This window comes from Neobacillus paridis, assembly GCF_016765675.1.
Lineage (GTDB): Bacteria > Bacillota > Bacilli > Bacillales > Cytobacillaceae > Neobacillus > Neobacillus paridis.
The window spans coordinates 107,975-119,860 of record NZ_JAESWB010000278.1; the positions used below are offsets into that span (position 1 = coordinate 107,975).

Sequence of the window (11,886 nt, forward strand, 5' to 3'; positions counted from 1 at the left end):
ATAACCCTTTTTCTGCAAAATATATTGTAGGAGAAGGGTTTTTTGCTGAAAATAGCTGACTATTATAATTAAGTTCACAATCCCGAATTTTAAATAGAAACCCTCCAATTCAATTGAATTTAAAACAAGATAGATACTAAATAACTTATGAATAGGTGAGAAGGAGGGAGAAAATTTTACAAAACTGTCATAACAGGATAGGACAACGTCATAAACATATACTGTCCTAAAATACCTAATGGATGAAATTATCCCACTTTAGTCTATGATCGGGAGGGGATCACTTGGAAAAGGTCGATATTTTTAAAGATATAGCCGAAAGAACAGGCGGCGATATCTATTTAGGAGTAGTCGGTGCAGTACGGACCGGAAAATCCACATTTATTAAGAAGTTTATGGAGCTGGTCGTTTTACCGAATATAAACAGTGAAGCGGAGAGGTCTCGGGCACAAGACGAACTGCCGCAAAGTGCTGCAGGGAAAACCATTATGACAACAGAGCCAAAATTTGTTCCCAATCAGGCAGCCACTGTTCACGTTGATGAAGGCTTGGATGTAAACATAAGACTGGTCGATTGTGTCGGCTATACTGTACCAGGTGCCAAAGGTTATGAGGATGAAAATGGACCGAGAATGATTAACACTCCATGGTATGAGGAACCGATTCCATTTCATGAGGCTGCTGAAATTGGTACGAGAAAGGTAATCCAAGAACATTCAACCATCGGAGTTGTCGTAACAACGGATGGAACGATTGGAGAAATTCCAAGAAGCAATTATATCGAAGCAGAGGAAAGAGTTATTGAAGAACTGAAGGAAGTCGGGAAACCATTTATCATGGTGGTAAACAGCGCCCAGCCATACCATCCAAGTACGGAAACGTTAAGAGCGAATTTAGCGGAAAAATACGACATTCCGGTCTTGGCGATGAGTGTGGAAAGCATGCGTGAAAGCGATTGTCTTAATGTCCTTCGGGAAGCGCTTTATGAGTTCCCTGTCCTCGAGGTAAACGTCAATCTTCCAAGCTGGGTGATGGTATTGAAAGAAAACCATTGGCTCAGGGAGAGCTATCAGGAGGCCGTAAAAGAAACGGTCAAAGATATTAAGAGATTAAGAGATGTTGACCAGGTTGTGCAACATTTCAGTGAATATGATTTTATCGACAGAGCCGGACTAGCCGGTGTTGAAATGGGCACAGGAGTCGCCGAAATTGATTTATTCGCACCCGATGAACTATATGATGATATTTTAAAAGAAATCGTCGGTGTTGAAATTAGAGGTAAAGATCATTTATTAGAGTTAATGCAGGATTTTGCCCATGCAAAGGCGGAATATGATCATATCGCTGATGCCTTAAAAATGGTGAAACAAACCGGATACGGAATAGCTTCACCGACGCTTTCCGATATGAGCTTGGAGGAGCCGGAAATCATTCGTCAAGGTGCCCGTTTCGGTGTGAGACTAAAAGCAGTTGCTCCTTCGATCCATATGATTAAAGTCGATGTTGAATCAGAATTTGCACCGATTATTGGGACTGAAAAACAAAGTGAAGAGCTTGTTCGCTATTTAATGCAAGATTTTGAGGATGATCCGCTGTCCATATGGAATTCAGATATTTTTGGACGTAGTTTAAGTTCGATTGTTCGCGAAGGAATTCAAGCAAAGCTTTCATTGATGCCGGAAAATGCCAGATACAAATTAAAAGAAACATTAGAAAGGATCATTAATGAAGGATCAGGCGGATTGATTGCCATCATTCTTTAAACCGGGGCTCCGAAGCGGGTCCCTTTTTTAGTTGTGAAGAAAAGTTTGCTTTTATTTCATGAATTCTTCTTGATATGCTTAATTGATTGTGATAATCTTTTAACAGATTACGTTATAGTGCTTAAAACCCTTATATGATAGGATTTTGCCTTAAAACTTGATTGCTGCTTAAAAAAGTTAATTATTTTTTGGGCTTTCATGTTAAAATAGCGCTTTGACGTATAGAAATTAGAAAAATTGTTTAGAAATGTAGATAAGTAATCTCATTTATCTGATTAATCTTTGGGAGGAGGTGAATGGCATGAACAAGACAGAACTTATTAATAAGGTAGCTGAGGCTGGCGAACTTTCAAAGAAAGACGCTACAAAAGCAGTTGATGCTGTTTTTGATACAATTCTAGATGCTTTAAAAAATGGTGATAAGGTACAACTTATTGGATTTGGTAACTTTGAAGTACGCGAGCGTGCTGCACGCAAGGGTCGTAATCCTCAAACTGGCGAGGAAATCGAAATTAGTGCTAGCAAAGTTCCTGCTTTCAAACCAGGTAAAGCACTTAAAGATGCTGTAAAATAATTACATATATGTTGCTTTAAGTGAACGCTTAGGCAAAAGGTCATGGCATGCATTGTCCATGGCCTTTTTTCTTTTGTTTGCTTAATCGGTTAGATGATCGGTGCTTTTGGATAGAATCTTAGGGGGATATCATTTTATTTTTTTGCCTGCATTGAAAGGATTATGCTAATATGTATATTGAATTTGTCAACTTTTTTACGACAGGCGTGGGAGGAATTGAAATGTCAGAGGTCAATCGTACCCAAATAGAAGAGGCGGTACGTTTAATATTGGAGGCAATTGGTGAAGATCCCAACCGTGAGGGGTTGCTCGATACACCAAAACGGGTGGCAAAAATGTATGAAGAAGTCTTCAACGGCTTAAAGGAAGATCCAAAACAATATTTTGAAACCATTTTTAGTGAAGATCATGAAGAGCTTGTTTTGGTAAAAGATATCCCGTTTTATTCGATGTGTGAACATCACCTTGTCCCGTTTTTTGGCAAAGCACATGTTGCTTATATTCCGCAAAATGGCCGCGTTACCGGTTTAAGCAAATTAGCGCGAGCGGTGGAAGCCATTTCCCGTAGACCACAGCTGCAGGAACGAATTACGTCAACGATCGCTGATAGCATAATGGAAAAATTGGAGCCCCATGGAGTTATGGTTGTTGTCGAAGCAGAACATATGTGTATGACCATGAGAGGGGTTAAAAAACCGGGTTCAAAAACAGTGACGACTTCCGTTCGCGGGACACTTGCAGAGGACCGTGCAGCTCGATCAGAAATACTCTCCTTAATTAAAAATTAATCAAACAGATTTGAGGTGACCAGAATGGAAAAGCGGCAGTTACAAACAAACGATTATGTGGTTATTAAAGCAAATGATGATGGTGTCAACGTGATTGGGTTAACGAGGGGAACCGACACCAAATTTCATCATTCGGAAAAGCTAGACAAAGGGGAAGTGCTTGTCGCCCAATTTACGGAACATACATCTGCCATCAAAATTAGAGGGAATGCACAAATTTTAACCCAATTCGGCGAAATAAATAGTGAGCAAAAGAAATAGATTTATCCCAAAAATGGTTGATTGAAAGTGGAAATTATTTATTTTGTAAATTCAGCCCATAAAAAATTCTTTTATGTTATAATGGTTTCTGCCTTGTTTAATGGAGAAGTCAGATATGAAAAGTTCAATGGGCTCGAATTTTTCTTTCTTAATAGGTTAAACAATACATATAGAATTTTATTTTTGGGGAAGCAAGGGTGTGATTTGGGTGCAAGAAATTCGACAAAAATTTACCTGCATGAAAGGGAAGGTTGAAAAGTATGTTTTTAACAATTATTTGCTAAAACATATTGAAACTCCGATCATTGATGAGGATAAACTGCTCATTTTAGTTTCAATAACTGACCTTCTTGAATTACCGATTGCGAAACTAGAGAATTACACACTTTCCACCATGCTGATCCAAACCGCTCTCGATACCCACGAACATATCTCCGAGAAAACAGATAATGAAAAAAGCCGGCAATTGACGGTTTTAGCTGGGGATTATTACAGCGGTCTTTACTATAAGCTTTTGGCAGATTCGGAAGAAATTATGATGATTAAAACACTTTCTAATGGTGTTAAAGAAGTGAACGAACACAAAATTGCCGTTTACCATAAAGAATCAGATAACCTCGAAAACTTAATGAATAATATAAAGTCGCTTGAAAGCGCATTGCTTAAAAACTTTGCGAACTACTTTCAACTGGACTTATGGAATGAGCAAACAGCCAATATATTACTGTTTAAACGGTTACTTGCAGAAAAAAAACAGTATGTTCAACGGAAATGGTCAATTGTTTTCGAAGCAATAATGCATATCATTAATTCTCATGATGATGTCCATTTATCTGAACTAACGGATAAACAACAATCTCATTTAATCAACGTATACGATCAACTTCTTGATCGAACGAAACAAACAATTGAAGATGGAATGAACAAGATTCCTTTCTTAAATGAGTTCCTTGAAAGCAGAATTGGGTTTCTGGTAAAACAACACCAGCCATATGTAAAAACTTTTTTGGAGGAAGGGTAAAAAATGCAGCAATCGAAAGAAGAACGGGTTCATCATGTGTTTGAAAGTATTTCCGAAGACTATGATAAAATGAACTCAGTCATCAGTTTCCAACAGCATCTCAGGTGGCGGAAGGATACGATGAAACGAATGGATGTACAGCCTGGTTCTAAAGCGCTTGACGTTTGCTGCGGTACAGCTGATTGGACGATTGCTTTGGCAGAGGCTGTTGGTCCAGCTGGGGAAGTCACCGGTTTGGACTTTAGTGAAAATATGTTAAAGGTCGGAAGAGAAAAAGTGGAGCATTTGGGTCTAAAACAGGTGAAATTAATCCATGGTAATGCGATGGAGCTCCCGTTTCCCGATAATAGCTTTGATTATGTCACCATCGGTTTTGGCTTGCGAAATGTTCCTGACTATCTTCAGGTATTAAAAGAAATGCGTCGGGTTGTCAAAACTGGTGGAAAAGTGGTCTGCCTTGAAACTTCCCAGCCTACCTTAATTGGCTACAGGCAGCTTTTTTTCTTTTACTTTCGCTTTATTATGCCATTATTCGGGAAAATTCTCGCCAAAAGCTACAAAGAATATTCATGGCTTCAAGAATCAGCACGTGATTTTCCAGGGATGAAAGAATTAGCCCAATTGTTTCAACAAGCAGGATTAAAAGATGTAAAATATAAGCCGTACAGTGGCGGTGCTGCTGCTGTCCATATTGGTTATAAAAGATAGAGAATGTTACGAAACAGGATGAAAGCTCAGGTGAATACAAATGAAATTAAAAATGATGTATTCATTTTTGAATTCGGATATCAATATTATTGAGAAAGAGCTGGGAGAGACGATTCAAGCAAGGTCTCTTCTTTTAAAACAAGCTTCAATGCACACATTGCAGGCTGGAGGAAAAAGAATTCGTCCTGTTTTTGTTTTGCTTGCTGGTAAATATGGCGATTATGACATTAATGTGATGAAAAATGTCGCTGTCGCTCTTGAATTAATCCATATGGCTTCACTGGTACATGATGATGTGATTGATGATGCCGATCTTCGCAGGGGACAGCCTACTGTGAAAGCAAAGTGGGACAGCCAAACGGCAATGTATACAGGTGATTTTGTTTTTGCTCTTGCGCTCAAATTGATGACAAATATCAAAAATCCGGAAGCCCATAAAATACTAGCCAATACTATGGTGGAAGTGACGGTCGGAGAAATACAGCAGATTAAAGATAAATATCGTTTTAATCAAAATCTGCGGGATTATCTTCGCAGAATTAAACGAAAGACCGCTTTGCTTATTGCTGCGAGCTGTCAGTTAGGTGCAATAGCGGCTAACGTAGAAGAATCAGTCCATAAAAAACTATACCTGTTTGGTTATTTTGTTGGTATGTCCTATCAAATTATTGATGATATCTTAGATTTTACAGGGACAGAAAAGGAATTGGGAAAACCGGCTGGAGGTGACCTCCTGCAAGGAAATATTACGGCACCCGCCCTGTTTGCGATGGAAAATAAGGAAATCAAGAAGGCCATTGAGACAGTTCATGAAAATATGACTGCTGCGGAAATTGCCAAGATTATCACTTTAATCAAACAATCAGGGGCGATTGCCAAATCAGTCGCACTAAGTGACCAGTACCTAGATAAAGCTTTAAGGATTCTTGACGAATTGCCGGATAATAAAGCAAAAAAAGCCCTGCGTGACATTGCCAAGTTTATTGGAAGACGGAAATTTTAAGCTTACTTAAGGTTATTGAAAAAGTGTCTAATTAATGTTACTATTTTCCTGATTATTCTTATGAATATCATATACATATTGATTTAGGAGTGGAATTGATGGAGAAAACGTTTCTAATGGTAAAGCCTGACGGGGTACAGCGTAATTTGATAGGGGAAATTGTTGCCCGTTTTGAGAAAAAGGGATTTCAACTTGTAGGAGCCAAGTTAATGAGCATTCCTGTTGAATTGGCCGAGAAGCACTATGGCGAACACAAAGAACGTCCATTTTTTGGTGAATTAGTTGATTTTATTACATCTGGTCCAGTATTTGCAATGGTGTGGCAAGGTGAAAATGTCATAGCCACAGCCCGCCAAATGATGGGTTCAACAAACCCGAAAGATGCTGCACCTGGTACGATCCGTGGGGATTTTGGGTTAACAGTTGGCAAAAACGTAATCCATGGTTCTGATTCACCTGCAAGCGCTGAACGGGAGATCGGCCTGTTTTTTAAAGAATCGGAATTAGTTGATTATTCCAAGCTAATAAATGATTGGATTTATTAATCCAACTCCTGCACCTGTATGATTATCATACGGGTGTTTTTTCTTTCTCTATAGAAAATTTCCTGATATTTTCTGAATTATTCTACTAGAGTAATTTCCTTTGATATGATATATTGATACATAATTCTTTAATGAGTTGAAGGGGGAAAGAGAATGGGGCTCAGGTACTTAACAGCGGGGGAATCCCATGGACCACAATTAACGACGATTATCGAAGGGTTACCTTCGGGCATGCCGCTAGTTGTCCAAGATATTAATGAAGAACTAGCGAGAAGGCAGAGAGGCTATGGCCGGGGGAGAAGAATGCAAATTGAAAAGGATACTGTCGAAATGATGTCAGGTGTCAGGCATGGAAAGACCATCGGCTCACCTGTTGCATTAGTCGTGAAAAACAATGACTGGAAACATTGGACTAAAATAATGGGTTCAGAACCTCTTCAAGAGGGGCAGGAGGAGGAAATAAAACGGAAGGTTACTCGTGCTCGTCCAGGACACGCCGATTTAAACGGCGCCATTAAATATGGACACCGGGATATGAGAAATGTTTTGGAGCGTTCCTCAGCCCGGGAAACAACGGTAAGAGTGGCAGCTGGGGCAGTCGCTAAAAAACTCCTTTCGCTGGTTGGGGTAGAAATTGTCGGCCATGTTGTAGAAATTGCCGGAATCAAAGCACAAGCTGCCAGCACTCTTTCGCTAGAAGAGATAAAAGAGCGGACAGAACATTCACCGGTACGAGTGGCTGATCCGAATGTCGAGCAGGAAATGATGGATGCGATCGATGAAGCGAAAAAAAATGGCGACTCTATTGGAGGTGTCGTTGAGGTAATCGCTGTTGGTATGCCAACAGGGGTAGGCAGTTATGTTCATTACGACCGTAAATTAGACGCAAAGTTAGCGGCAGCGATCGTCAGTATCAATGCTTTTAAAGGTGTTGAATTCGGCATTGGCTTTGAGGCAGCCCGGAAGCCAGGAAGTGAAGTCCATGATGAGATTGCTTGGGACCCGAAACAGGGGTATTATCGCAAAACAAACCGGCTGGGAGGCTTTGAAGGTGGAATGACCACCGGGATGCCAATTGTTGTGCGCGGTGTCATGAAGCCAATACCAACTCTTTATAAACCGTTGATGAGTGTGGATATTGAAACAAAAGAGCCGTTTGCAGCTAGTGTTGAACGTTCTGACAGTTGTGCTGTACCGGCGGCGGCTGTGGTGGCAGAACATGCAGTGGCTTGGGAGCTGGCTAATGCCCTTGTGGAACAATTTTATAGTGACCGCTTTGATACCTTTGCTGAAGAAATTAAAAGACAGCATGAATTTGCGAGGAATTTTTAATGGAGACAATACAAATCGGAACAAAATCTAAACAATACAATGTTTTTCTTGGAGAAGGGGTTTGTAAAGATATTCCGGCCTTTTTAACTGCCCATTTTCCGAACCTTACTAGAGTGTTAATTATGACCGATGAAACGGTTGCTAAACTTCATCTCGACAAAATCCTTCCGCTCACGAAAAAGTGGAACCCAGTTGTGTATACAGCTCCAAGCGGTGAAAAGGCAAAAACCTTTGATATTTATTATCAGGCCTTATCGACTGCTCTTGAAAATCATCTGGATCGAAAGTCGCTTATCTTATCATTAGGCGGCGGTGCTGTCGGTGATTTGTCAGGGTTTGTCGCCGCATCATTTATGAGAGGCATCCCGTTTATTCAAATTCCGACCACAATTTTAGCGCATGACAGTGCAGTTGGCGGCAAGGTAGCAATTAATCACCCGCTCGGAAAGAATATGATTGGTGCTTTTTATCAGCCAGAAGCCGTCTTTTATGATTTAGAACTGCTGACAACCCTGCCTGCAACGGAAATCCGCTCTGGATTCGCCGAGGTGATTAAGCATGCTTTGATTCACGATTTATCGTTTTATCAATGGCTGAAGGAAAATATTGATGATTTACAATCACTCTCAATCAAGCAGCTATCTTATTCATTAATTAAGGGGATAAAGATAAAAAATGATTTTGTCAGCAAGGATGAAAGGGAAACAGGGATCAGGGCATATTTGAATTTTGGACATACGCTCGGGCATGCCATAGAGGCAGAGATGGGCTATGGAAATTTCACCCACGGTGAATCAGTGATGATTGGGATGATTTTTGCATTGAAACTGAGCCAGGAAATACAGGGGCTTTCATTTAATTTCGCCGAATTCAAAGCATGGGTAGAGAAGTTGGGGTACGAAACCCGGATCCCCAAAGGGCTATCAGCTGCCCAATTGCTTACTAAAATGAAGCAGGATAAAAAGTCTATTGGGGAAACGGCTCGTTTTGTTTTACTTGAGCAAATTGGAAAGCCAGTTTTAAGAGAAATTGACGATTCGCTATTATTAGATCAAATGAAAAATTTTTAAATCAGGGTGGGTTGTTATGATTAGAGGGATCAGAGGAGCGACGACGGTTAACAACAATAAAGCTGAAGAAATTCTTAACGCGACCGAAGAGTTAATCGCAAAAATAATTGAACTGAATAAAATCCAGCCTGAATCCGTTGCCTCCGTCTTTATTTCAACAACAGAAGATCTTAATGCCGTTTTTCCTTCAAAGGTTTTGCGGAATTTTCCAGGCTGGACTTATGTTCCGGTCATGTGCATGCGTGAAATTCCGGTTCGTGATTCATTAACCAAGTGCATCAGAATTATGCTCCATGTAAATACGGATGCAGCCCAGAATGAAATCAACCATGTATATTTAAATGGGGCAAAAATATTGCGTCCAGACTTGACCAGTAGTCTTAGGTAAGCCATCGGTTAGATTCATGTGAGAAATGGAGTGGGATAGATGAGATTTAAACAGCAATTATTAACATTGACCCCTTATCAGCCTGGAAAATCGATAGAGTCTGTAAAAAGGGAATATCATCTGGAACATATTGTTAAGCTGGCGTCAAATGAAAATCCATTTGGCTGCTCGCTGCAGGCGTTAGCTGCACTTCAACAAAGTGCCGCAAGCTTGGCGATTTATCCAGATGGGTATGCGACCTTGTTAAGAGAGAAGCTTGCAGCTTTCTTAAATGTTTCCGAGGATGAGCTGATTTTTGGAAACGGGTCCGATAACCTTATTCAAATCATTTCCAGAGCGTTATTACATCCAGATGCAAGCACGATTATGTCTGAGCATACTTTCTCTCAATACAAACACAATGCGGTCATTGAGGGAGCGATTATTAAGGAAGTTCCTGCGATTCATGGTGAACATGATCTTGAGGCAATGCTTGCTGCAATTGATGAGAAGACCAATGTAATCTGGGTTTGCAGTCCAAACAACCCGACAGGTACATATATTTCAGAACAAAAATTAGTCAATTTCTTGGATCGGATTCCGCCGCATATTCTTGTTGTTCTGGATGAAGCTTATCATGAATATGTTGTTGCTGAAGATTACTATGATTCCATCAGCTTAACGCGCAAATATGATAATTTAATTGTTTTAAGAACATTTTCAAAAATTTACGGCCTAGCCGCTTTAAGGGTTGGATATGGGGTAGCCAATCCAGGCATTATAAAAGCACTTGAACCAGCTCGCGAACCTTTCAATGTTAATGCTTTAGCTCAAATGGCGGCGGCGGCGTCAATTGCCGACCAGGATTTTGTCAAAACATGCAGAGAAAAGAACCGACAAGGTCTTGCTCAATTTTATGAATTCTGTCACGAGCATAACCTGAAGTATTATCCATCGCAAACCAATTTTATTTTAATTGATTTCCAGATAGACGCTGACAAAATATTCCAATTTTTATTGGAAAGAGGATATATTGTCCGTTCTGGAAAAGCTCTTGGATTTCCGACTTCTGTCAGAATTACAGTTGGTTCAGCTGAACAGAACGACGGGCTGTTAAGGGTCCTGGAAGACTTTTTGGCTATTAGGAAAGCATAAAATTTTTTCGAATTTTTTACTTTCCTATGTCGCATTCATTTCAACTGCGTCTCCTGAACGGTCCTTAAGGACTCGCCAGTCGGCGAGTTTTCATTAGAAAGTAGACAAGTAGGAAGCTGTAGCGGCGATCCTGCGTTGAAGCGGAATAGATCCGCTTTTCTTTTAGGGGGAATTAAACTTGAATGGCCGGGTATTTATCATTGGCTTAGGATTAATTGGCGGTTCATTAGCACTTTGCATTAAAAAAGCACATCAAGATGTGACCATTATAGGCTTTGATATTAATAGAGAACAGGCGAGGCTTGCCAAAATGTTGGGGGTGATCGATGAGGCAGCGGAAAACATCCCAGATGGGGCTCTTGACGCTGATCTCATTATCGTATCCGCCCCTGTTAACGATACAAAATCGATTATTCAGGCTTTGGCAAATTTAGCGTTAAAGCCTAATGTGATCGTAACGGATACAGGAAGTACGAAAAGAACAATTGTTGAAACAGCAATAAATTTAAAGGAAAAAGGGATTACTTTTATTGGCGGACATCCAATGGCGGGCTCCCATAAAAGCGGTGTATCGGCTGCAAAAGAAATCCTATTTGAAAATGCCTTTTACCTCTTGACACCTGATGAAAATACTCCTGCGTCAAAGGTTGAGGAACTAAAAAAATGGCTCAGGGGCACCAATGCCAAGTTTTTAACGGTGACACCCCATAACCATGATTATGTAACCGGGATTGTCAGTCATTTTCCGCATATTATTGCAGCTTCCATTGTTCGCCAAACCGAAAAATTATCGGAAAAAGAGCAGTTGATCCCACGTCTTGCTGCTGGCGGATTTAGAGATATTACCCGGATTGCTTCCAGCAGCCCAAAAATGTGGAAGGATATTTTGCTGCAAAATCGTGAGGTTTTAATTGAGCTGCTTAATCGGTGGCAGGACGAAATGAACACAGTAAAAGAACTGCTTGAATCAGGAAAAGGCAAAGAGATATATGAATATTTTTCCCTAGCGAAGCAATTTCGTGATGGTCTGCCGCAAAAGGAAAAAGGGGCTATTCCGTCTTTTTACGATTTATTTGTTGATGTCCCCGATTATCCCGGGGTTGTAGCAGAGGTTATTGGTTATTTGGCACGGGAAAAGATTAGCATTACCAATATCCGTATCCTTGAAACACGTGAAGATATTATTGGTGTCCTTGTTATCAGTTTTCAAACAGAAGAGGACCGTGAACGGGCGGAAAAGTGCATCCTTTCCTATACCAGCTTTAGTACATCTTATGGGCTCTAAAATGATTGTAAAAA

General features: G+C 40.3%; 13 protein-coding genes. All 13 read left to right on the plus strand.

Features of this window, described 5'->3' with window-relative positions; translation table 11 throughout:
* Nucleotides 1–284: 284 nt before the first annotated feature.
* The 13 genes from spoIVA (at nt 285) to JK635_RS18380 (ending at nt 11,872) form a co-directional block, all read left to right on the plus strand.
* Entirely contained in the window at nt 285–1,763 is a 1,479-nt protein-coding gene (gene spoIVA / locus JK635_RS18320; protein WP_202655384.1) for a stage IV sporulation protein A, read from the plus strand.
* Between the two features lie 301 nt (nt 1,764–2,064).
* Complete coding sequence (locus JK635_RS18325) at nt 2,065–2,337, plus strand: non-specific DNA-binding protein Hbs (RefSeq protein ID WP_202655385.1); 273 nt, start codon at nt 2,065–2,067, stop codon at nt 2,335–2,337.
* Between the two features lie 221 nt (nt 2,338–2,558).
* A complete protein-coding gene (folE, locus tag JK635_RS18330) occupies nt 2,559–3,125 on the plus strand; it encodes a GTP cyclohydrolase I FolE (protein WP_202655386.1) in 567 nt (188 codons plus the stop codon).
* Between the two features lie 24 nt (nt 3,126–3,149).
* Nucleotides 3,150–3,386 carry a trp RNA-binding attenuation protein MtrB gene (gene mtrB / locus JK635_RS18335; protein ID WP_202655387.1) on the plus strand — a complete coding sequence of 79 codons (237 nt, stop codon included), beginning with the start codon at nt 3,150–3,152 and terminating at the stop codon, nt 3,384–3,386.
* A 208-nt stretch (nt 3,387–3,594) separates the two neighbouring features.
* Entirely contained in the window at nt 3,595–4,407 is an 813-nt protein-coding gene (locus JK635_RS18340) for a heptaprenyl diphosphate synthase component 1 (protein WP_202655388.1), read from the plus strand.
* Nucleotides 4,408–4,410: 3 nt separating this feature from the next.
* Complete coding sequence (locus JK635_RS18345) at nt 4,411–5,115, plus strand: demethylmenaquinone methyltransferase (RefSeq protein WP_202655389.1); 705 nt, start codon at nt 4,411–4,413, stop codon at nt 5,113–5,115.
* 40 nt (nt 5,116–5,155) lie between these two features.
* Nucleotides 5,156–6,118: a heptaprenyl diphosphate synthase component II gene (gene hepT, locus JK635_RS18350; RefSeq protein WP_202655390.1), complete on the plus strand. Its 963-nt coding sequence runs from the start codon at nt 5,156–5,158 to the stop codon at nt 6,116–6,118.
* A gap of 98 nt (nt 6,119–6,216) precedes the next feature.
* Nucleotides 6,217–6,663, plus strand: coding sequence for a nucleoside-diphosphate kinase (gene ndk / locus JK635_RS18355; protein WP_202655391.1), 447 nt, complete (start codon nt 6,217–6,219; stop codon nt 6,661–6,663).
* 153 nt (nt 6,664–6,816) lie between these two features.
* Nucleotides 6,817–7,995 (plus strand): chorismate synthase, encoded by a 1,179-nt coding sequence (gene aroC, locus JK635_RS18360; protein WP_202655392.1) that lies wholly within the window; start codon nt 6,817–6,819, stop codon nt 7,993–7,995.
* Nucleotides 7,995–9,065, plus strand: a complete 1,071-nt coding sequence (gene aroB, locus JK635_RS18365) for a 3-dehydroquinate synthase (RefSeq protein WP_202655393.1) — start codon at nt 7,995–7,997, stop codon at nt 9,063–9,065. Before aroC ends, aroB begins: the two co-directional genes overlap by 1 nt.
* A gap of 16 nt (nt 9,066–9,081) precedes the next feature.
* Nucleotides 9,082–9,453 carry a chorismate mutase gene (gene aroH, locus JK635_RS18370; RefSeq protein WP_202655394.1) on the plus strand — a complete coding sequence of 124 codons (372 nt, stop codon included), beginning with the start codon at nt 9,082–9,084 and terminating at the stop codon, nt 9,451–9,453.
* Between the two features lie 39 nt (nt 9,454–9,492).
* Nucleotides 9,493–10,587 (plus strand): histidinol-phosphate transaminase, encoded by a 1,095-nt coding sequence (gene hisC, locus JK635_RS18375; RefSeq protein WP_202655395.1) that lies wholly within the window; start codon nt 9,493–9,495, stop codon nt 10,585–10,587.
* A gap of 178 nt (nt 10,588–10,765) precedes the next feature.
* Nucleotides 10,766–11,872: a prephenate dehydrogenase gene (locus tag JK635_RS18380; RefSeq protein WP_202655396.1), complete on the plus strand. Its 1,107-nt coding sequence runs from the start codon at nt 10,766–10,768 to the stop codon at nt 11,870–11,872.
* Nucleotides 11,873–11,886 lie beyond the last annotated feature (14 nt).

What these genes read in the sequence shown, in the direction of transcription:
- JK635_RS18325 (WP_202655385.1), top strand. Translation starts at nt 2,065, where the DNA reads ATGAACAAGACAGAACTTATTAATAAGGTAGCTGAGGCTGGCGAACTT.
- folE (WP_202655386.1), top strand. Translation starts at nt 2,559, where the DNA reads ATGTCAGAGGTCAATCGTACCCAAATAGAAGAGGCGGTACGTTTAATA.
- mtrB (WP_202655387.1), top strand. Translation starts at nt 3,150, where the DNA reads ATGGAAAAGCGGCAGTTACAAACAAACGATTATGTGGTTATTAAAGCA.
- JK635_RS18345 (WP_202655389.1), top strand. Translation starts at nt 4,411, where the DNA reads ATGCAGCAATCGAAAGAAGAACGGGTTCATCATGTGTTTGAAAGTATT.
- hepT (WP_202655390.1), top strand. Translation starts at nt 5,156, where the DNA reads ATGAAATTAAAAATGATGTATTCATTTTTGAATTCGGATATCAATATT.
- ndk (WP_202655391.1), top strand. Translation starts at nt 6,217, where the DNA reads ATGGAGAAAACGTTTCTAATGGTAAAGCCTGACGGGGTACAGCGTAAT.
- aroC (WP_202655392.1), top strand. Translation starts at nt 6,817, where the DNA reads ATGGGGCTCAGGTACTTAACAGCGGGGGAATCCCATGGACCACAATTA.
- aroB (WP_202655393.1), top strand. Translation starts at nt 7,995, where the DNA reads ATGGAGACAATACAAATCGGAACAAAATCTAAACAATACAATGTTTTT.
- aroH (WP_202655394.1), top strand. Translation starts at nt 9,082, where the DNA reads ATGATTAGAGGGATCAGAGGAGCGACGACGGTTAACAACAATAAAGCT.
- hisC (WP_202655395.1), top strand. Translation starts at nt 9,493, where the DNA reads ATGAGATTTAAACAGCAATTATTAACATTGACCCCTTATCAGCCTGGA.